This is a genomic window from Paraburkholderia sp. UCT2 (genome assembly GCF_014397665.1).
Classification (GTDB): domain Bacteria; phylum Pseudomonadota; class Gammaproteobacteria; order Burkholderiales; family Burkholderiaceae; genus Paraburkholderia; species Paraburkholderia tuberum.
The window spans coordinates 170,256-191,152 of sequence record NZ_VZQO01000007.1; the positions used below are offsets into that span (position 1 = coordinate 170,256).

General features: G+C 65.5%; 14 protein-coding genes. 5 read left to right on the forward strand and 9 right to left on the reverse strand.

Annotated features, from left to right (window positions below; genetic code table 11):
- The 6 genes from tssE to tssA form a co-directional block, all read right to left on the reverse strand.
- Nucleotides 1–516: a type VI secretion system baseplate subunit TssE gene (tssE, locus tag F6X39_RS08535; RefSeq protein WP_187616309.1), complete on the reverse strand. Its 516-nt coding sequence runs from the start codon at nucleotides 514–516 to the stop codon at nucleotides 1–3.
- Nucleotides 509–1,345, reverse strand: a complete 837-nt coding sequence (locus F6X39_RS08540; protein WP_187616310.1) for a type VI secretion system accessory protein TagJ — start codon at nucleotides 1,343–1,345, stop codon at nucleotides 509–511. The genes tssE and F6X39_RS08540 overlap by 8 nt, the downstream gene beginning before the upstream one ends.
- Before the next feature lie 95 nt (nucleotides 1,346–1,440).
- On the reverse strand, nucleotides 1,441–1,929 hold the full coding sequence (locus F6X39_RS08545) for an Hcp family type VI secretion system effector (RefSeq protein WP_184031795.1): 489 nt from the start codon (nucleotides 1,927–1,929) through the stop codon (nucleotides 1,441–1,443).
- Nucleotides 1,930–1,974: 45 nt separating this feature from the next.
- Entirely contained in the window at nucleotides 1,975–3,471 is a 1,497-nt protein-coding gene (gene tssC, locus F6X39_RS08550; protein WP_187616311.1) for a type VI secretion system contractile sheath large subunit, read from the reverse strand.
- Nucleotides 3,472–3,496: 25 nt separating this feature from the next.
- Entirely contained in the window at nucleotides 3,497–3,997 is a 501-nt protein-coding gene (gene tssB / locus F6X39_RS08555; RefSeq protein WP_184031811.1) for a type VI secretion system contractile sheath small subunit, read from the reverse strand.
- A gap of 93 nt (nucleotides 3,998–4,090) precedes the next feature.
- Nucleotides 4,091–5,122 carry a type VI secretion system protein TssA gene (gene tssA / locus F6X39_RS08560; RefSeq protein ID WP_187616312.1) on the reverse strand — a complete coding sequence of 344 codons (1,032 nt, stop codon included), beginning with the start codon at nucleotides 5,120–5,122 and terminating at the stop codon, nucleotides 4,091–4,093.
- Between the two features lie 782 nt (nucleotides 5,123–5,904).
- On the opposite strand from tssA, the gene F6X39_RS08565 reads away from it, so the two are divergent.
- Genes F6X39_RS08565 through F6X39_RS08575 form a run of 3 tightly spaced genes read left to right on the forward strand, consistent with a single transcriptional unit; the run spans nucleotide 5,905 to nucleotide 8,345 of the window.
- Nucleotides 5,905–6,681, forward strand: coding sequence for a hypothetical protein (locus tag F6X39_RS08565; protein WP_184054677.1), 777 nt, complete (start codon nucleotides 5,905–5,907; stop codon nucleotides 6,679–6,681).
- A gap of 34 nt (nucleotides 6,682–6,715) precedes the next feature.
- A complete protein-coding gene (locus tag F6X39_RS08570) occupies nucleotides 6,716–7,510 on the forward strand; it encodes a PP2C family protein-serine/threonine phosphatase (protein ID WP_187616313.1) in 795 nt (264 codons plus the stop codon).
- Nucleotides 7,511–7,544: 34 nt separating this feature from the next.
- Nucleotides 7,545–8,345, forward strand: a complete 801-nt coding sequence (locus F6X39_RS08575) for a glycosyltransferase family 2 protein (RefSeq protein ID WP_222945156.1) — start codon at nucleotides 7,545–7,547, stop codon at nucleotides 8,343–8,345.
- On the opposite strand, the gene F6X39_RS08580 is transcribed toward F6X39_RS08575, so the two are convergent.
- The 3 genes from F6X39_RS08580 to F6X39_RS08590 all read right to left on the reverse strand — a co-directional run bounded on the left by F6X39_RS08580 (nucleotide 8,342) and on the right by F6X39_RS08590 (nucleotide 16,941).
- Nucleotides 8,342–12,901 carry a beta strand repeat-containing protein gene (locus F6X39_RS08580; RefSeq protein ID WP_187616314.1) on the reverse strand — a complete coding sequence of 1,520 codons (4,560 nt, stop codon included), beginning with the start codon at nucleotides 12,899–12,901 and terminating at the stop codon, nucleotides 8,342–8,344. The genes F6X39_RS08575 and F6X39_RS08580 overlap by 4 nt on opposite strands.
- A gap of 81 nt (nucleotides 12,902–12,982) precedes the next feature.
- Complete coding sequence (locus tag F6X39_RS08585) at nucleotides 12,983–14,656, reverse strand: ShlB/FhaC/HecB family hemolysin secretion/activation protein (protein WP_187616315.1); 1,674 nt, start codon at nucleotides 14,654–14,656, stop codon at nucleotides 12,983–12,985.
- Nucleotides 14,657–14,676: 20 nt separating this feature from the next.
- A complete protein-coding gene (locus F6X39_RS08590) occupies nucleotides 14,677–16,941 on the reverse strand; it encodes a CHAT domain-containing protein (protein ID WP_316251669.1) in 2,265 nt (754 codons plus the stop codon).
- Nucleotides 16,942–17,219: 278 nt separating this feature from the next.
- Here F6X39_RS08590 and F6X39_RS08595 point away from each other — a divergent pair, with 278 nt between their 5' ends.
- Nucleotides 17,220–19,181, forward strand: a complete 1,962-nt coding sequence (locus tag F6X39_RS08595; protein WP_187616316.1) for a serine/threonine-protein kinase — start codon at nucleotides 17,220–17,222, stop codon at nucleotides 19,179–19,181.
- Between the two features lie 37 nt (nucleotides 19,182–19,218).
- Nucleotides 19,219–20,871, forward strand: coding sequence for a murein transglycosylase A (locus F6X39_RS08600; protein ID WP_187616317.1), 1,653 nt, complete (start codon nucleotides 19,219–19,221; stop codon nucleotides 20,869–20,871).
- Nucleotides 20,872–20,897: the final 26 nt, after the last annotated feature.

Below are 20,897 nucleotides of genomic sequence, written 5' to 3' on the forward strand. Positions count from 1 at the left end.
TCAGCGCGGCCCGCCCTGGTCGATCACGCGGATTTCGCCGACTTCCAGGTCGAGTTCGGTCCTGAAGTAGAGCCGCTCCGGATACGGCTGCGCCCACAGATCGCCCTCCACCAGAAACGACACGGTGTTGTGGCGCCCCCCGGTCGTCTCTTCGAGTTGCATCGAACTGACCCGCACGGTGTCGCGCAGAATGCGCGGCTCGAACGCCCAGATCGCATCGCGCACGAGCCGCTCGAGCCGCGACGGATCGATGCCTGAGGCGGTCTTGCCGGCGATGTCCGGCAGGCCGAAATTGATCACGGAGGTCGCGACATACGGATAGCCGCTCAGATCCTGCACCGACGCGAGGCCATTCGCGTTCAGCAGCCAACCGAGGTCGCGCTGCACGCTCTCGCGCAGCGCACGCATCGACAGAACGCGCCGCTCGCGCGCTTCCTGCTTCGCCTCCGGTTCGAGATCGGTCAGCCGGTCGAGCAGCGACGGTTGCAGGCGATCACGCGCGGTCAGTTCAGCCATGATCCGGAGCGGCCGCGCCGTCCTGTTCGGCAGGCGCGTCGCCGCTCGTCAGTTCGATGGTGCGCACGTCGAAGAGCGCGTAGTCGTTCGCATCGGAGGCGAACATACGCTGTCCCACCGGCCGCGCGAGCACGGGATCGTCACCGATCCATTCGGTCAGGCGCGCGAGCCACAACGCTCGATTCGGCTCGGCGAGCGTGCCCGGATAGCGGGCGGGAATCAGACCGGCGGCCTGGCCGTCGTTGGCCCACGTGAAAACGGCCGGCATCCAGACGCGGTCGCGCAGGTCGGACGGCGGCTCGATTTCGATCCGTTTGATGCGCGAAAAAGGAATCCAGTAATAGCGGCCGTTCAGCACGGCTTCGAGAGTCGGGCCGAGCCGGTTGTCGGCGTCGGCGAGCCACCTGAACGGTTCGCCATTCAATGCGCCGGCGCTGGCGGGCGCCTCGTCGAGCGCCCGCGCGCGCGCGGCGGCCGCCGCGCCGCTATCGCCCGCGGTGTCGAGCCGCAATGCCTCGAGGAGCAACGCAAGCCAGCCGGTCGGCTCGCCGAAGATCAGCGGCGCGCGCTCGCCCTTGAAAACCGCTTCGCGCAGCGCCTCGCATTGCAACGCTTCACGATAGGTTTGCACCATCGGCAACGCGGCCGCGTCGAGTTCGCCGACGACGTTCAGTTGCGTCAATGCGCGATCCCAGGCGCCCGTCACCGCGAGCAACTGGAATAGAAAGACGCGATAGGCGGCTTTCGACGGATCCTTGCGAACCTGTTTTTGCAATTCGCGCAGACATCCGTCGAGATCGCCTTCGCGCAAGCATTCTTCTGCGTTCATGCCGGTTCGCTCCGGTCTGGCTCGAGTCGTCCCACCCGCCGCCGCACTGCGACGGCAGGACCGCCGCAGTGCAGTCGCCCTTTGCGTTCAGCCGATCAGGTAGTCGCGTTGGCGGGGATGTTCCACTTCACTTCGACCACCCCGCCTTCCTTCTCGCCCTTCGCGTTTTGCGGCTGGTACTCGACATGGAATTTTTCGAAGTTGAGCGTGACGTTCTCGGTGAAGCGTTCTTCGCCGCCCGAGCCGCCGGTCGAATACGAACTGATCAGCACGCCGTTCAACGTGATCTTGTAGTACTCGAGCGGATTGTCGCCACCTGCCTTGCGCACCGTCAGCAACGCCGTGTCGATGTGCGTGCCTTTGGTGCAGGCTGCCATGATCGGCGGACTCGCCTTGTCGCTGTATTTGGTAAATGACAGGTCCTGCACCGACACCTTGCCGGCGCCGCCGCCCGTGCCCATGTGCATCGTGCCGCTCTGGCTCATGCCCCAGCTCCACGCGAGCACTTCGATTTCTTCCTTGTGGGTCTTGTCCTGAGACTCGCCCTTGATATCGCCCAGCTTCATGAACATGTCGATGGCCATCTTCTTCTCCGCTCAAAGCAATTCGTCACTGAATGGGGATTTCCGTCATGCCGCCTTGGCGGACGGAAGCTTCGAAACCAACCGTAGCGATACGGTCAGGCCTTCCAACTGGTAGTGCGGACGCAGGAAAAACTTCGACGTGTAATAACCGGGATTGCCTTCGACTTCCTCGACGACCACCTCGGCAGCCGCGAGCGGGCGTCGTGCCTTGGACTCTTCCGTCGAGTGCGCCGGATCGCCGTCGACGTACTGAAGGATCCAGTTCTGCAGCCAGCGCTGCATGTCGTCCCTCTCCTTGAAACTGCCGATCTTGTCGCGCACGATGCACTTCAGGTAGTGAGCGAAGCGGCTGCAGGCGAACAGGTAGGGCAGACGCGCGGCCAGGTTCGCGTTCGCGGTGGCATCGGGGTCTTCGAACTCGGCGGGCTTGTGCAGCGACTGCGCGCCGATGAAGGCGGCGAAATCGGAGTTCTTCTTGTGCACGAGCGGCATGAAGCCGTTCTTCGCGAGTTCGGCTTCGCGGCGATCGCTAATGGCGATTTCGGTCGGGCACTTCATGTCGATGCCGCCGTCGTCGGTGGGGAACGCGTGCACCGGCAGGTTCTCGACGGCGCCCCCCGACTCGATGCCGCGAATCCGCGAACACCAGCCGTACATCTTGAACGAGCGGTTGATATTGCTCGCCATCGCATAGGCGGCATTGGCCCATGCGTATTTGCCGCTGTCCGCGCCGGCCGTGTCTTCCTCGAAATCGAATTCCTCGACCGGATTGGTCTTGGCGCCATACGGCGCGCGCGCGAGAAAACGCGGCATCGCGAGACCGACGTAGCGCGCATCCTCGGATTCGCGCAGCGAGCGCCACGCGGCATGCTCAGGCGTCTGAAAGATTTTCGTCAGGTCGCGCGGATTGGCCAGCTCCTGCCATGAATCCATCAGCATCACCGCGGGATCGGCGCCGGCGATGAACGGCGCATGCGCGGCCGCCGAGATCCTGGATATCTGCGTCAGCAGATCGACGTCGGGCCCGCCGTTGTCGAAGTAATAATCGGCCACCAACGCGCCATACGGCTCGCCGCCGAACTGGCCGTATTCCTCTTCGTATAGCTTCTTGAAGATCGGGCTTTGATCCCACGCGGTGCCCTTGTATTTCTTGAGCGTCTTGTACAGATCGCCCTTCGATACGTTCATCACGCGGATCTTCAACGTCTCGTCCGTCTCGGTGTTGTTGACCAGATAGTGCAAGCCGCGCCACGCGCTCTCGACTTTCTGGAACTCTTCCGAGTGGATGATCTGATTGATCTGGGCGGTCAGCTTCTCGTCGATCTGCGCGATCAGCGATTCGATCGTCGCGAGCACATCGCCCGAAATCACGTTCGTATCGCGCAGCGCCTGTTCGGCGAGCGTGCGCACCGCCGTCTCGACGGCTTCCTTCGCCTTCTCGCTCTTCGGCTTGAATTCCTTTTGCAGCAGATTCGCGAAATCGCTCGTTTCAAGCGACGCCTCGCCGGGTTGCGCTTGCCCTTGGGTGCTAGGTTCAGCCATGGTCAGACTCCCCTGTAGATCACGCTCATTGCTGCGGCTTCGGTGCGGACGCCAACGACTGCAGCAACGCAGGATCGTTGAGCAGTTTCGCGATCAGCTCCTCGGCGCCGGTCTTGCCGTCCATATAGGTCAGCAGGTTTTGCAACTGGCCGCGCGCCTCCAGCAGCTTCGACAACGCGTCCACCTTGCGCGCGACCGCCGCGGGCGAAAAGTCGTCCATGCTCTCGAAGGTCATGTCGACCGCGAGGTTGCCCTGACCGGTCAGCATGTTCGGCACCTGCACGGCGACGCGCGGTTTCATCGACTTCAGACGCTCGTCGAAGTTGTCGACGTCGATCTCGAGAAACTTTCGATCCGCCACCGGCGCGAGCGGGTCCGCCGGCTGACCGGAGAGATCGGCCAGCACGCCCATGACGAAGGGCAGATTGACCTTTTTCTCCGACCCGTAGACTTCGACGTCATATTCGATCTGAACTCGCGGCGCTCGATTGCGCGCGATGAATTTCTGGCTGCTTTCCTTGGCCACGACCATTCCCCTGGTTGACGCCGCACGGCCGCGAGCAGCGTGCCGCATGACTGGCGTTGCTAGAAGCGAAAAAGCCCATCCCCGCCTGACTGCTTACTCGTTTTCGATACCGCCGGCCTGCCTGGCCTGGCGCACGCCTTCGGGCGCGAGGTCCTGCAGAATTTCCATGAAGTTCCTGTCGACCAGCCGGCGCGCGCGCCGCAGCAGCAGCGGCAACGGGCTGGAGGGTTCGTGACGCTCGTAGTACGCGCAGATCTTGTCGATCATGCGGATCACGTCCTGACGGTCCGTGATGTCGCCGGACAGCGGCACCGGTGCCGGCGCCGCGCCGGCGCTTTCGCCCGGGGTCACGTCGCCGTTCGGCGATGCTTGCGGCGCTCCGCCCGGGACGTCGAGACGTTCGCCGAGAAAGTCGGCTGCACGGCGCAGCAGCCTCGATAGCGGCGACAGATCGATGGAGCGCGCCGCGCCGACACGCTCGGTCAATACCGTCTCGATGCGCATCGCGCTATGCGTGGCCGCGAGCAAGGCCGTGTGCGCTTCGGCGGCGTCCTGGTGGGCGTCGGCGATCACCGCGTCGATCGAGCTCAGCGACGCCGCCTCGACGCCCTTGGGCAGCGGCACTTCGCCGGTCGCATATTCGATGTCGCGCAAGCTGACGCCACCGTGCGCGCGCGACGACGCGAGCGGTGCGTCGCGCACGTCCACCAGCATGCCGGACGGTTCGACGAGGGCGGCGAGCGCGTTGACGCGGGCGGTCGGATCGTTGTCGTCGTCGGGATCGAGCTGTGGATAGACATGGTCCCAGCGCTGTTCGAGCAAGCCTTCGACGAGTGCGAGGCCCTCGGCGAAGCCGGCGAAACGACGGCGATTGAGTAGCGCGCGCGCCAGGTGTACCGCGACGCGCAAGTCGCGGCCTTTTGCGAGCAGATCGAGCGACAGCGCTTCGGCCACTTTCCAGTCAGGCGGCGTGGCGGCGACCATGGTCTCGCCGAACTGCACCTCCGGCTTGCCGTGGACAACCTGCTCGAGCGCAAGGAAGTCAGGGTCGTACTCGAGGTCGTCCCCGCATGGACTGGCAGCTGATATGTCGGCAAGCATTTCGCCCGCGAGAAGCGTGGCCATGTCTGGTATCGGTCTCGGATGAGTAGTCTCGACGCACCGTAAGTGACCGGTACGGGTTGCCCTTGCCCGCCGGGAATCAGCGTTCCCGGAAATACGTGTTAACTCTGATTAGATTGCCTTCGCCAGCTATTGCGATGTTTTTAGCGAGCGTTGTCCTTTCTCGGCGGCAATCCGATATGAGAATAGCACGCAGCCCGGAAAATCAAAGCCGGATAGCAATAGAAACGGATTTGGTTTATTAAGCGAAACAGTATATGTAATACCATTAAACTCCATAAACACTTAAGACGTTTTAACCTTTTCGTTCTGGCACCATTACAATCGCAAGCTCGGACAGTCGTCTTACGACCTCATCAGCACGCCCTTTCAGGACGGTCGATTGGCGGGATCGCCCGACATCTGGGTAAACGAATCAGGTGCCCGGATTTTTTAAAAAATTTGACCTTCCTGGATTGCCGGTAAGCGCTTACGTTGCGTTCAGGGTTAGTCCTGGTAGCGATAGAACCCGTCGCCAAAGTGGTGAATAACATATTAAGTTTTACCTTGTAATAAATAAAACGTGCCAATAGACTAAGTCTGTTTTCCAATCACGCGCCGGTTGCACGGCGGAATTGCCGGTATTGCAAGCGTTTGGCATACGCAATCTGCCCGATATGGCGGCAAAGCGAGTGCCGGATTCATTGGGGACAGAAAACCGGCGCACCACACACGCGGCGAAATGGGTAGTGTCAGCAGCCGGGCTCCGCCCTTAAGAAGCGGGGCTCACCACCTCGGGGTGAAAAGTGGCAGATATCCAAAGCGCTGCAATTGCCGACCACGCTGGAGAAAGCGCACTGCCCGACCTGTGGCAACGCCGCACCTGCCTGAGCCACGACGAAATGGCGTCGATCTATACGATCGTGCGCCGCGCGCTGACCGGCTACCATCCATCGGAATTGCAGGCGCTGGGCGAGGACAAGGAAGAACTGATCTCGCAGTTCCTCTATCTCAAGGTGTTCCGCCTCGATACCGCGCCGACGGCATTGCCCACTTTCCCACTGCACAGCGCGCCTTCGACCAGCCATGCCGTGTGCGCCTATTTCCGCCGCTATCTGATCGACTGTCTGCGCAGCGCGAGCCATCAGCGCAACGTGTCGCTCGACGAAGGCGACGTGATGCTCGAAATCGACCGGCAAACGGCTTTTCATCCCGATCCGATCGGCTCGGTCCTGTTGCAATACGGTCTGCACGAAGCCGAGGTACGCGAATCCGCGTCGCATTTCATCGCTTCGCTCGACGATGCCGAGCGCATGCTGCTCGCCGGCAGTCTCGGCTGGCTGTCGAACGAGAAAGGCGGTCTGTCGCAGGTGGCCGCGCGTTACGGCATCGCGTCGTATCACTACCGGGCGCGCAAGCTTGGCGTCACGCTGAAAAAAGGCTCGATACCCGCCGACTTCGCCCGCACGCAAATCGGCCGATGGATCGAGCACAACCTCGGCATCGACATATCGCCGGGCAATCGCATCGTCATCCTGCTGGTTCTGGGCATTCTGTCCGCGCAGTCGCACGCGCAGGAATGAGCTCGACAGACCGCGAGCATACGAGAGGTCAACGGTGCAACTTGCCACCGCAAGCCTGACCGACCGGGGCGACCGCCCGCGCAACGAAGATTCGTTCGGCGACTGGTCGAGCGAACGGCTCTACTATTGCGTCGTCGCCGACGGCGCCGGCGGACACGGCGGCGGCGACACCGCCTCGCGCCTCGTCGTCGCTTCGGTGCTGGCGGATTTGCGCTACCTGACCGTTGCCGAATTGCCGCCGACGGGCGACCGGCTGATCAGCGCGCTCACGCATGCCAATGAGAACATCGTCGAAGAACAGTTGCGCGGCAAAGGCAATGAAAAAGACATGCGCTCGACGGCCGTGGTGCTCGCCATCGACCGCGAATGCGCGACGGCCGCGTGGGCCCATTGCGGCGACACCCGCCTCTACTGTTTCCGCCATGGCGAGATCTGCGCGCGCACGCGCGACCACAGCATGGTTCAGCAGATGGTCGACGCGCGGCTGCTCGCCGAGGAGGAGATGCGTCATCATCCGCGCCGCAACGTGCTGTATGCGGCGCTGGGCACGCGCGACGCACTCTCCATTGCGGGCGTCGACGGTACTTTCCCGCTGCATGACGGCGACGCTTTCCTGATCTGCACGGACGGCCTGTGGGAGTACGCCGATGACGCCGGCATCGCCGACGCGCTGGCCCATGCGGCGACACCCGGCGCCTGGCTCGACGCGCTCGCGCAACAGGTGCGCGCGAGCGCCAGCACGAATCACGACAACTTCACGGCGTTCGCGGTGTGGATCGGCGACGACGCCCAGGCGACGCAATTGATGCCCGGCCCGGCACAGGCGTAACGCGGCGGATCAGCATCGGAACGGGGCTCGCATCATGCCGATCTCGATCATCATTCCCTGTCTGCAGATGGCGGCAACGCTTGGCCGCGCACTGGAAAGCTGCCTGATCCAGCCGGAGGCGGCACAAATCATCGTCGTCGACGATGGCTCGACCGATGCTTCGATCGAAGTCGCGCAACATTACGGCCGCCTCGACGCGCGCGTGGAAGTACTGCGCATGTACGTGAACGGCGGCGTCGCCGCCGCGCGCAATTGGGCCGCGATGCACGCGACCGAGGATCTGCTCGGATTCATCGACGCCGACGACGAATATCTGCCCGGCGCGCTGGCCGCGGCGAGTGGCTATCTGCAGCGTTATCCGGGCGAGGCATCGGTGCGGCTCGATGTCGATTATGCGGGCTTTCCGCGCGCGATCGTCGAGCATCCCGATTTCGATAAATATGCCGCAATCCTCAGCAACACCGTGCCAAGCAGTCTCGTGATCCGGCGGGCGGTGTATCGCGCGCTGGGCGGGTTTCCGCTCGACGCGTTCTTTCGTCGCGTCGGCGGAGAAGACGGCGCGTTTTCGTGGGCATTGAGCAAGCTGTTCGGCAACCGGCGGCTGATCGACGCGAAGCGGGTGCGCCAGCATTACCACCCGGCCATCCACGCTGAACGATTCTTCCGGATTCACCTCGGCATGGAGCAGCCCGTCCATCAGGAGGTCGTTGAAGCATGGCGGCTCTCGCAACGGTTCGTCGCGAGCGCCGAGGCCGCCATCGCGCAACTGCGCGCGCTGCATTCGCCCGCAGGCGCCGCGCCACCCGTCCCGCCCGCTTCGCCCGGCTCCCGCTAGAAGTCACCGCAGCCGTGCTGGGTGTTGGTCAGCATGCAGCTGTTCAGGTTCGGCTGCGAACGCACCCGCTTCCATTCGACCGCGAGGATGTCCTGTTTCTCGCCAGGCGGCGTCGTGCTGAAGAGCGGCTGGTTCGAGCCGATGCAGATGTTGGTGCCCTGCAGATTGTTTTCGTAGACGAACGTCTGCTCCTGGCTGCTGAAAAACGTCTGCAGACCGCTTTGCGCGACCGGATTGGGGATCGGGCCCTGCGGATTCGGGATCGTGCTCTGAAACGGAATCACCGTCAGCGTGCCCGGCACTTCGTTGACGATATAGCCCACGCTGGACGTGACGTTGGGGTCGATCGGATAACCGCCCGCCGGTGAAGTCAGAGTGGCCGTGGTCGTCTCCGAGCCGCTCAACGTGCCCGCGGCAGTGTCGCCGTTGATCAGACCGCTCGTCGTGTAGGTGAACCCCGGGTTCGGTGCGCCGACGTAGCGCGTCGCGCCGTCCGCGGTGACCGTGACCGTCGGCCGTGCGACATAGACGAAATGATTGCCGGTGGTGGGCACCGTGCCGCCCCAACTACAGCCCGAGCCAAACAGGCAGCCGTAGAAATTGGGCTGCGCGGTGTTCGGCTGCACGCTGCCGCGTGTCTCGCCGTTCCAGGTGCTGGCCCAGACGCGCCATGCATTGCCGGCGCCAAGTGTGCCGGAGTTCGCATCGACGAACACGCCGTTCTCCATCACCAGATCGATCGAGCCGCGCGCGCTCAGATTCGTATTCGGAGCCGTCGCGGACGGCGTGCTCGCGCCCAGCCCGATATTGCCGGTCGTAGCGGTCGCGACGAGGCTGCCGGTCAGCGTGGAGTTCGTCACGCTCATCGGGCTCAACTGGCTCGCGGCGGAGTCGAACGTCTGGCTCGTCAGCGGGCCGATCACGAAGCCATGCGAGTTCGAGAAGTCGACGCTCCCCGCGTTGGCCATCGCCAGCACGCCGACGTCGTTTTGCGGATCGGTCAGCGTGAAGGTACCGGGGCCGGCGAGAATCAGCCCGGCGGCCTGGATGCCGCCAGGGTCCGTGACGGGACCCGCCGACAGCAGCATCAAGGTGTGGCCCGGAGTCGAGATGCCGTAGGTCAGCGCGATTCCTTGACTGCCCGCGCCCGGGTTGGACAGCGTGAGATTGTTCGCGAAGCCCGGACGCGTTGGCACGCAAGGCGAGCCGGCCGATACGCACTGCCCGTTCACTGTGATGCGCCCGGTTTGCGTGCTGGACCCGAGCACGATGCTGGGAATCGACGCGAAGGTCGAGAAAGTCGGGGCGTCGATGCTGAGACCGCCGCCCGTGCCGAGCAGCGTGATCGGCGTCGCGTTCTGAGCGGTGATCGAAAAGCTCGACGGGTCCACCGACGCCGGCATGATCGACAGCACGCCGCCCGGCGACGACAGCGTCGCCTGCGTGATGGCGAGGCTGCTCGCCGTGCCGTCATTGAATGCGCGCAACACGATCGAAGCGGGATTCGTCGTCGAGATTGTCACGTTGTCGGCGGTGGCATTGGCGACCGCGCTCGTCACGCCGCCGCCGGTGGCGATGGAGCTCGGATTGATCAGCCCAAACTCGCTCTGCTCGGTCTCGGGCACCGCAAGGCCGATCGCGACGCCCGGATCGGACGTCGTGGTCGAACCGGCAATGCCGATCGTGGTGGTACGCGTCCCGGTCGCGCTGATCGCGCCATTGGCGATTAGCACGCCATAGTCGTTCTGCAGGTTCGGACTGCTGCCGGCCGGGCCGCTCACTGCGCCGCGGATATCGATCGCCCCGCCGTTGGTCGACGTAATCGTCGTGCCGTCGGTGATCAGCACACCCTGCACGAACGGACCGGTGCCGCTGCCGAACAGGCTCACCGTGCCCGTGCCGGTCGTCACCGATACGGGGGCTGTCTGGATGCAGTCCACGCAGAGCGTGTTCTCGAACATCAGCCCGATCACCGAGTCGCCGTTGACCGCGGCTCCCACGCTTTGTCCGGTGAACTCGAGGTTGCCGCTCGTCGACTGGACCGACGACCCATGCATGTCGAGGCCGATGCTGACGTTCATGTTCGACGACACGCTGCCGGCGGCGGAAATGTCGCCGCTGCCGGTGCTCAACGTGGTGCCATAAAAATAGACGCCGTCCGCGAAGGTGCCGCCGGCGGCGGTGCCGGTGACATTGCCCGTCACGCCGATCGAGCCGGTCGTGCTAGAGATCGTGGTGTTCTGAATCTCGACGCCGAAGCCCCCTTGCGCGCTTTGCGCCACGCTACCGTTGATCGTGATCGCGCCGCCCGAACTGCTGAGCCCGGGCTGCAGCGCGGGACCCTCGCCCACCGTGGCGCCGCCGCTCAGGAACACGCCCATCGCGCTGCTGCCAGAAGAACTGCCGTTCACGCTCAGTGCCCCGCTCGCCGTGCTGGCTGAAGTGCCGGATAGAAGCACGCCAATGCCCTGATCCTCGATATTCGAACTGCCGGCGCCGCTGATGGTGAGCGCGCCGCTGCCGGTTTGAATCGTATTGTCACCTTGCGCGATCACGCCGTCGTTGCCTCCGCCGCCGGCGGTAGCCGTGCCGGTGATGCGAAGCGCGCCGCTCGTCGTCGAGAGCGAGCTGGTGCCGTTGATCGCCACACCGTTGGCGTTCGGGCCCAGCGCGACACCCGACAGCGAGAACACGCCGCCCTCCGTGGAAATGGTCGACGAGTCGATGAAAATGCCCGACGACGATGTGACCAGATAGCCAATCGCCACGCCATTGATCGGGAACGTGCCGGTGACCGTCAGATCGCCGCCCGCGGTGTCGATGTTCGAGTTCTGGATCAGGACCGGGCTCGCGCCACCGCTTCCCAACGTCACGCTGCCGCCGTTGGTCTTCACCGTGACGCCCTGGAACGAGACCAGACTGAGCGGACTCGTGCCGCCCACGTTCGCATCGAATACGAGGCTGAGCGGCCCCGCGCTCGACGTGATGGTGTTGTTGACCAGCACCGATCCCGTCGCGCTCAGCTTCAGCGTGGCGGGAAGCGTGCCGGTCGTGAGGTTGAGCGGCGCGTCGACGGCGATATCGCCCGCGCCGAAGTTGGGATCGGTCCCTGTCAGTACTGTCACCGACGTGCCGAGGCTCAGCGGACCGGTAAGCGCGGTGTTCAGGATGAACGTGCTGCCCGTGATCGGCCCGAACGTCATCGTGTTCGAATCGGCTGCGGTCTGCGTCGGGACCGGCGCCGCGGTGACATCCGGCACCTGCGTCACGATGTCGACCTCGAACGGATCGAGCAGCCACCTGCCGCCCTGACCCTTCGCCGCCGATGCGTCGACGCTCATGCCGGTCGTGTCGAGCGTGTGGCCGGACGTTTCGATCAAGCCGCCGTTACCGCCCTGCGGCCCGCCCTTCGCGGTCAACGTGCCGTAAATGCGGCTGGCCGTTTCGCTGTAAGCCACGACGTTGCCGCCATTGCCGTCGACGAGCGCATCCGCGTGAAGACTGGCGGTCGGCGACATCCAGATCGCATTGGCATTGCGAACGGAGGGGTCCGTACCCGCCGGGCCGCCACCGAAGTGCACGGTTCCGCCGCCCGCGGCGCCGCTCGCATCGACGTACGCTCCGGCCAGCAGCGCCACGTCGTAGCCGGTCACGTCGATCCTGCCGCCGGCTTGCCCCGCGCCGCCGCTGGCGTCGACCGTCCCGCTCACCTGTGTCACGCCGTTCGTGCCGCCGTCGAGCAGAATGCGGCCGTCGTGTTCGCTCAGGCTCTGCGCGCGCACGATGCCTTGCTGGTTGATGACGGTGCCCGCCAGCGCGTCGGCCGTCTGTGCGCTCATCACCACGGTGCCGCCGTCGGCGGCCAGCGTGCCGGTATTGCCGATCAGCGCGTGCGCCGCGCCCTGGTTGATCTTCAGGGTGGTCAAACCGTCGCCGGCAAAGTCGACGGTGATGTCGTTGCCCGCGCCCAGCGCGACGCTGCCCAGCTTTGCGCTGACCGTGCCGCTATTGCTGACCGTGCCGCCGAGCAATGCGATGGTGCCGCCCGCAGCCGCCGTCAGCGAGCCCGCATTGCTGAGCGCCGCCGCGGACGCGCCGACGAAATGGAAGTTGCCGGCAAGAAAATCGGCATTGGAGATATTGAGTGTCGAGGCGATCATCGACCCCACGTTCACCGACGATCCCGGCGCAAAGATCACCCCCGCCGGATTGACGAGAAACACCTTGCCGTTGGCCTGCAGGCGTCCGGCGATCACGCTGGGGTCGTTGCCCGTCACGCGATTGAGCAGCGCGGCGGAAGCCGACGGCTGCGAGATCCTGACCGCTTCGCCGCTACCGATCGAAAACGTGTTCCAGTTGACGATCGCATTGGACGAGCCCTGCGTGATGTGCATCTGTCCCGCGCCCGGCGAGTTGATGCTGACCGTGCCGGCCACCACCTGTGCGCCGGTCGGATTCGCGAGCGCGAGCGGCATATACGACGCCGCGAATAACACGGCGACCGCGCCGGCGATCGTGCTCACATGCCCGGGTCGCACATTGCATCGCTTGTTCATCGCACACCTCGGCACAGATTGCTGCTGCTTGTCGTTGTGTTTCGTCTCGTTTCGTTGCGTGTCGTTGCGTTTCGCTGCCTGCTAGAACGTCTTGGTCAGTTGCACATAAAAGCGCGGCAGCCTGTCGTTGCCGGTCGTATCGGGCCCGGTCGTGCGCCATGCGACGGTGCCCTGTAGCGCAATGCCGCCCGGCGCGGCCCAGAACGCGCCGAGACCCGCGCCGCTGCGCGTGATCACGTTCGATCCTTGGCCCGGACGCGGCGTGGCGTTGTACCAACCGGTACCGAAGTCGAAGAACGTGAACACGGTCGCCCGCGCATCGATCGCAAAGCGCCCTTCGAGGGTGGCGACGAACCCCTCGTCGACCAGTGCCTCGGACGGCGAATAAGCGCGCACCGCGTGCGGGCCGCCGAGCAGGAAGCGCGACGAACTGTCGAGCGTGGTTCCGGCCCACTGGCCGGACACGCCGGCGAACACGCTGAGCCGCTCGGTGATCGCGTTCAGGCGGTTGGCGAAGAAAGTGGCGCGCACTTCGGTGCCTTGCGTGTTGCGCCCGAGCGGCGAGGCGTCGAGCGCCTCGGCTTGCGCGTTGCGGAAATGCAGACTGCCGATCAACAGCTCGACATCCGCGCTATTGAAGCCGCCGCCGAACAGCGCGTCGCGGCTTTCATAGCTCAGGCCGATACTGCCCTCCACCAGCGATCTGGGATTGTGTTGATCGACGATGCCGACGTTGTCGATCAGGTCGCGATACTCCAGATTGACGCGCCCCAACAGGCTCTGATTGCGGGTGCGCACGAGCGGATGCGTGAGCGTGAAGTCCACCACGGTCGCCTCGCCCTGCGCATCGAGCGACGCGAATTCCTGGCCGAGCGCATAGTTGAGCCGCGACACCGCGACCCCGACGCGCGTACCTTGCGCATTGATCGGCGCTTCGTAGCCGACGCGCCCGTAAAGGGTGTCGCTGCGTTCGCTGGCGAGCAGCCGCAGGTCCAGGTTGTCGCCGATCATGAACGGCGAGTTCAGACGCGCGAGCGCGCCGAGCCGCCAGGTACCGCTGGACTCCGCGCCGAAGTTGTCGACATCGAGCGCAAAGGTCCAGCGTTTGGCCGGCGCGACGTTGACGGTCAGATCGACCGTGCCCGGCTCCTCGCCCGCTTCGATTGCCGAGGAAACCTGAATACCCGGCAGATCGGACAGCAGCAGCATGGTCCGTTCGAGTTCGTGCTGCTGCAGCGGCTTGCCCAACGGAATCTGCGCGACCCGCGCGCGCAACAGATCTTCGCGGATCGGCGTGCCGGCCGCGATGTCGAGCCGCACATGGCCGACGCGCCCTTCGAGCACGCTCATTTCGACGTTGCCGGATGTGACGTCCTGCGGCGGGATCACCACCTGGGCGAGCAGATAGCCGTGATCGCGATAAATCTGCGTGATGCGCGCGGCAATCGCTTCGAGCCCGGCGAAGCTGGTTTGCTTGCCGAGCTTGTCCTGAACGGGCGCAAGCAGCGCGTCGCTGGCGATCGTGTCGTTGCCCTTCAACGTGATGCTCTTCAGCAGGAAGGTCGGGCCGGGCGCCGTCACGGGCGCCGCCGGCGGCGGCACGGCGGGTAACGCCTGAGTGCCGCCCGGCGGCGCCGGCCGGGTCTCGCGCGGCGCCGTCTGGTTCAGGATGCTGCCCGCGTTCGGCAGCGTCTGACCCCACGCAAGCGCACTACTGCAGGACACCGCCGCGGCGATCAGTCGGAGTCTGTTCATCGGTCTAGGGTCTGTTTGGTTCATCCCTGCTGCTGACGCGCGATGGTCAAACGCCAGCCACCCATCAGATCGAATGGCGCCCAGAAGAACGGATGCGCGAAGCGCGGCGTGTGCAGAACCGCCAGTTGCGCGGTGCGCATCGCGTCGATCGCGTCATGGCCTTGCGCGAGTTGCGCGTAGAAAGTGCGCATCGTCAGCGCGCTCGATTCGTCCGCGACCGGCCACATCGACACGATCAGGCTGGTGGCGCCCGCATAGAAGAACGCCCGCGTGAAGCCGAGAATTTCGTCGCCGCGCGCGATCCGGCCAAGCCCCGTCTCGCAGGCCGACAGCGTGACGAGCGAGACGTTGTTGAGCTTCAGGTTGTAGATGTCTTTGGCCAGCAGCGCGTCCGGGCCGTCGGCCGGCTGCGTCGCGGGCGCGAGCAGGATGCTCGAGTGCAACGGATCGATCGTGTCGGCCTGGGCGTGCGTCGCCACGTGCAACACGCGTCCGGCGGGCGCGTTGTCGCGAAAGCTCAGGCGCGTGGCATCGCTATGCAGAAACACCTCGTTGCGCGCGAACAGCGGCGCGATGCCCTGCACTTCGGCCTCGGCCCCTGGCAGCGCATAGGCAGGTGTGATGGTCGGATTGCCGAACGCGACCAGATCGCTCGCGATCTTCTGCTGGCGTTGCGCGAGTTGTACCGCGACGCTCGCCGATGGTTCGAGCGCGATCGCATGGCGTTCGATCAGAAAGCCGTCGGCATCGTGCAGCGCCTGAAACGGCAGATAGTGCAGCGCGCCGTGCGGCACGATGATGAGCCGCTCGTTCGCACGCAAGCCGAGCGGCGCGATCAGCAACGCATCGAGCTTGTCGCCATAGGTCAGCGCGGCCGGTCGCCGGCGCACGATCGCATTGCGCAGGTCGGTCACGGCGGCATCCATGTCCGCGCGCGCGATCGGCAAGGTGTGGCCGGTCAGGCCATCGTTGCGCACCACCCAGACGATCAGCTCGTTGGGCAGGCTGTGAAATTCGACGATCGCCTCGTTGGGCCGGAGCGCGCCGCGCGTCGCGGCAAGACTCGGCACCTGCCCGTTCAATTGACGGTCGTCGACGCCGGCGTCGACGCGGTTGCGCACGACGTCGAGCAGCGCACGCGCCCGGCTGCGTTCGGACAGGCTCCAGGCGCTCTCGTAGTCGCCGGCTTCGACCGTCAGCGCGATGGCCTCTTCGAATACCGTTTGCGTGTCGCCGAACAGCGCCGTCTTGAACTCGTCGCTGCGAAACCGCGCGCGGATTTTCTCGGAGTCGTCGACGGCCAGCAGGTAGGCTTCGCGCGCATGCGGCTTGTCGCCGAGCGCGAGGTCGGCGCGGCCGATTCCTTCGTGGGCCCACAGGCGGTCGTAGTTGGCGTCGCTGGAATTGCCGCTTTGGCTCAACAGCGCTTCGAACGCATGTTTCGCATCCTCGGGCTTGCCTTCGGCCAGCAGCAGATTGCCTTCGATGCGCCGGTAGGCGGGCGCGAGTTCAGCGGTGGCCGGTGCGCCGACGGCATCGAAGGTTTGGCGCGCGCCAGGCGTATCGCCCTCGGCGAGCTGCGCGTTGATGATCGACATCAGCACCAGCGGTTTGTAACGCGGCGAGGCGGTCGTGAGCGCGTCTTCGTAGGCGGCCAGCGCCTGCTGCGGCTTGCCCCGGCGCAACGCGACATCGCCGAGCACCTTGTTGGCCGGAGCAAAGACCTGCTCGGGCGCCTTCGGCGTCGAAGCGAGCGCATCGCGGGCGTAGCGTTCGGCGTTGTCGAGGTCGCCGGCATAGCTGTAGGCGATCGCGAGATCGCGTTTGGACAGGGCCGCCAGATCCGCATTGTTGGTCTGCCCGGCCACCACCAGGGCGCGCGCCGCGGCATCGACGCTGTCGCGGAAGTCGCCGCGCTCGGCGGCCGCGACGGACATGCTGCAATAGTCGTAGGCAGGGAGTTTGACGCGGTCTCGCGACAGCAGCAGACGTCCCTCGGACGTCAACGTGTTGATCGTTTCGGCGTCGCGTTCGCGTTCATCGGCCTGACGAAAGCCGAACGACTCGGGCGCGAGGGCCACGGCGCTCGCGGGCCGCGCCGCGGCGGCGGACGTGCCAGCGGCCAGCGTATTGCCCGCCGCGCCCAGCAGCATCGAGCCCATGACGAGCGCGCCCGCGATCCACGCGGCATCGATCCGGTGTGCCCATGCGACGACCGCGCGCCGCGAGTCGCGTCGCACGACGCGGTGTGCCATCCCGCTCGATAAGCCTTGGCGCTCGTTCACTTCAACTTCCTGCAAGAAGGCAAAAGGAAGCGGCTGGGATGGAATGCGCGTACAACCCGCAAGCTGCACGCAGCGGTTGACTAACACCGTATAGACGAATCCGGCCGGCCGATTTTGAAACCGGCGGCCGCACGCGGACCACCCGCTCAGGCACGCGCGCCCGCCTGATTTCAAAAAATGACCCGCTCATTCGTCTTAAAGACGGACGCGCCTGCGCGTGAGGGTGGCGCTCGCGTGTGCCGGGCTCTGCCGTCGTACCCTCCAGGGAGCCACAGCCGATGAGCAGCCCCGACGACAAAACCGTGATCGTGCAACGGGCGTCCGGACCGGACGGCCAGCAGAACCCCGCCGAAGCGGCGAACGCCGATCGCACAGTCGTCACCCGCCCCGCCGCGCAGGGTTCGAACGCGCAACATGCGCTGCCCGCGGGCACACGGCTCGGCGAGTTCGAGATCGTCGATCTGATTGGCGAAGGCGGCTTCGGTATCGTCTATCTCGCCTACGACACCCAGCTAGGACGTCACGTCGCGCTGAAGGAATACATTCCCGCTGCGCTGGCCTCGCGCGTCGGCGCGGCCGAAGTGTCGGTCCGCTCGGAACGTCATGAAGACACCTTTCGCGCCGGCCTGAAAAGCTTCATCAACGAGGCTCGGCTGCTCGCCCGCTTCGATCATCATTCGCTCGTCAAGGTGTACCGGTTCTGGGAGGCCAACGGCACCGCGTACATGGTGATGCCGTACTACGAGGGCGTGACGCTGCGCGACGGCTTGCGCCGCATGAGCGCCCCACCCGATGAAGCATGGCTGCGCGCCCTGCTCGCGCCGCTGCTCGAAGCGCTGGCGGTATTGCATGCGGCGCAGTGCTATCACCGCGACATCGCGCCGGACAACATCATGCTGCTCAAGGGCAGCGGCCGCCCCGTGCTGCTGGACTTCGGCGCGGCGCGGCGCGTGATCGGCGACATGACCCAGGCCTTGACGGTGATCCTGAAGCCCGGCTATGCGCCCGTCGAGCAGTATGCCGAAGTGGCGGCCTTGAAACAGGGGCCGTGGACCGATGTGTACGCACTCGCCGCGGTCATCTATTTCGCGATTCAGGGCAAGACACCGCCGCCGTCGGTCGGCAGACTGATGAGCGACACGTATGTGCCGCTCGCCACGGCGGCGGCCGGCCGCTATAGCGAGCGGTTCCTGCGCGCGATCGACCATGCGCTCGCGGTCCGCCCCGAACAGCGCCCGCAAAGCGTTCAGGCGCTGGCGGACGAACTGGGCATTGCCATCGATACGCGTGATGACGCCGCTGCGACGATCGAACCCACGACTCGCGCTTCCGTCGAGACAGCGGGTACCAGTGCGCCGCGAACAACGACGGCCGCGACAGTCGAGGCGAAGCGCAATGAGCCAGGCACAGCGTCCGTTCCTGCGGCTGGCGGTAGTCAAAAGAAACGCACGGGCTTGATCGCAGCAGGTGCCGTTTGCGTCGTGGCGCTCGCGGCGGTCGGTACGTGGTTTGCCATGCGTTCGCCACCGGCCGCGCGCCCGGCTGTCACGGCAAGCACGGATGCGCGCGACACGGCTGCGCCGACGCCTGGCAATGCCGCTCAAAGACCGGCAGCCGTTGCTGCTGTTGCCCCTGTTGCCCCGGTTGCTCCTGCCTCGCCCGCCACGGTTGCCGCGCCCGCCACACCACCCGCGCAGGCCGACGACCTCGCGCCCTTCACCCCCGCGAGCGAACTCGAGCGAATCGTGACGCTGGCCGATCCATCGATTCAGATCACCGCCACACCGCGCAGCACGTCCGCCACGATCGGCAAGGATTATCTGCAGTTCAAACTCGACAGCAACCGCGCGGGCTACGTGTATGTGTTCATGGTCGATCCGGACGGTCAGTACCTGATGCTGTTTCCGAACGGACTCGATCGCAACAACCGGATCGCCGCCGGTCAGACGCTGTCGTTGCCGCGCGCCAGCTGGCCGATGCTGGCGGGCAACCCGCCCGGTCCCAACCACTTTCTGACGCTCGTATCGACGACACCGCGCGATTTTTCCGACGGTGGATTGAAGTCCGCGGCGCCGTTCCAGTCATTCCCCGCTGATGCCCAGCAGCAAGCGGCCGCGCGTCGCGGCCCGCGCTACTCGCCGTTCGCGGGCAAGCCGCGTTGCCCGGCAGGCACGGCGGATTGCGCCGGCGCGTTCGGCGCCGCCACGTTCACCATCGATGCCGTCAAGCCGCCAGGCTAGCGCGCGCGACGTTCGCGATGGTCCGCAAGGAGGCCGCATGCAACGGGCTCAGCTTCTCCTGCTTGCGCTGACAGCCACGCTCGCGGCTTGCGCGAGCAACACGCCCGCGACCAGCGTCATCCTGGGGGACACGAGCCATACCGCGACATCGCCGGTCGAGCAGGCGACGCCGACGGCGCAAGCATCGCCACCCGCGCCGCCGACGATGCCTGGGCCGATGCCGGCTCCCGTAACGACACACGCGACGGTCTCGGGCACGTCCACCGGCTCCAATCACCCGCGTCCCAAGGCTGCGTTGAGCGGCGGCTTCGCCACGCGCCACGCTTACTACGAGCCGATCGCTTTCGCCGACCTGCCCGGGTGGGACACGGACGACGTCACCGCGTCATGGGAAGCGTTTCGCCGCAGTTGCACCGTGCTCGGCGCGCGCAGCGGCTGGTCGGAACCGTGCAATGCCGCGCGAACGGTGGACGTTGGCGACGTCGCGGCGATCCGGCGATTCTTCGAAACGTATTTCAACGCGTACCAGATCCGCAATCCCGACCGCTCGCTCGACGGTACGATGACCGGCTACTACGAGCCGCTGCTCAATGGCAGCCAGCAGTACGGCGGCGCCTATCTTTATCCGGTCTATGGCACGCCGGCCGACATGCTCTACCTCGACGCGCGGCGCCTGCCGGACCGCGCGCGAGGTGACGTGAGCGCGGCTCGCATCGATGGACGTAACGTGATCCCGCTCAGCGATACGACGAGTGGCGACCTCAAAGGCGTCTACGCGCTGGACCTGCGCGATAGCGTGCCGGATATCCGCGACAAGAAGATTCGCCTGCGGCTCGATGGCGGGCGCATCGTGCCGTACTACACCCGCGCCGAGATCGAGCGCGGCGCACTGAAGGCGCCGATCCTCGCCTATGTCGACGACCCCGTGATGTTGTACTCGATGCAGCTGCAAGGCGCGGGCAAGGTCCGCATGAGCGACGGCTCGATTCGCCGCTTCGCCTATGCGGAACAGAACGGCCGGCCGTTCCTGCCGCCGCTCGCGCACAGCGGCAACGCGACGGCCGGCGCGCGCAAGCTCGTCGTGCGCGGCATGGAGATGGAGGTCGACGTCAGCGACGACGGCGCGCCCGCTACGAGCAACGAAGGCAACGCGGCGCCCGCCGACGGTGACGATGGCGAACCCACGTCGCCGTTGCTACGCGGTTTCACCCTGGCGACGACCACGCCGAAACCTCATCCCGTGTATGCGGTTTCGGATCCGAGCTATGTGTTCTTTCGTGTGATCCCCGATTCACCGAACGGTCCGCTGGGCGCGTTGGGCGTGCCGCTGTCGGCGGGCCGCTCGGTGGCCGTCGATCCGCGCACCACGCCGCTCGGCGCGCCGGTATTCGTGTCCACGCGTGACGACCCTCAGGCACCCGGCGCGATCAACCGCCTGATGCTCGCGCAGGACTCGGGCGGTGCGATTCAGGGCGCCGTCAGAGCCGACTACTTCTACGGCTTCGGTCAAACCGCGCAGACCCAGGCGAGCCACACCAAAGAGCGGCTGCGCATGTGGGTGCTGCTGCCCAAGGGATTGCGCATCGCCGCGCAGCAGACGTCGTTGAAAACGCGCGGCGGCGGACCTGCCGCGTCTGATGCGGATTGTCTGGTCAGCGATCCGGTGCTGTGTGTGGACGATGCGCCGTAGACGTCTGGCGGAAAGTGGGCGACGGC

Excerpts from the sequence above, each read along its gene's own strand:
- tssC (WP_187616311.1), bottom strand. The coding sequence starts at position 3,471 with ATGGCTGAACCTAGCACCCAAGGGCAAGCGCAACCCGGCGAGGCGTCG.
- tssA (WP_187616312.1), bottom strand. The coding sequence starts at position 5,122 with ATGGCCACGCTTCTCGCGGGCGAAATGCTTGCCGACATATCAGCTGCC.
- tssE (WP_187616309.1), bottom strand. The coding sequence starts at position 516 with ATGGCTGAACTGACCGCGCGTGATCGCCTGCAACCGTCGCTGCTCGAC.
- F6X39_RS08575 (WP_222945156.1), top strand. The coding sequence starts at position 7,545 with ATGCCGATCTCGATCATCATTCCCTGTCTGCAGATGGCGGCAACGCTT.
- F6X39_RS08580 (WP_187616314.1), bottom strand. The coding sequence starts at position 12,901 with ATGAACAAGCGATGCAATGTGCGACCCGGGCATGTGAGCACGATCGCC.
- F6X39_RS08600 (WP_187616317.1), top strand. The coding sequence starts at position 19,219 with ATGCAACGGGCTCAGCTTCTCCTGCTTGCGCTGACAGCCACGCTCGCG.
- F6X39_RS08545 (WP_184031795.1), bottom strand. The coding sequence starts at position 1,929 with ATGGCCATCGACATGTTCATGAAGCTGGGCGATATCAAGGGCGAGTCT.
- F6X39_RS08540 (WP_187616310.1), bottom strand. The coding sequence starts at position 1,345 with ATGAACGCAGAAGAATGCTTGCGCGAAGGCGATCTCGACGGATGTCTG.
- F6X39_RS08595 (WP_187616316.1), top strand. The coding sequence starts at position 17,220 with ATGAGCAGCCCCGACGACAAAACCGTGATCGTGCAACGGGCGTCCGGA.
- F6X39_RS08585 (WP_187616315.1), bottom strand. The coding sequence starts at position 14,656 with ATGAACAGACTCCGACTGATCGCCGCGGCGGTGTCCTGCAGTAGTGCG.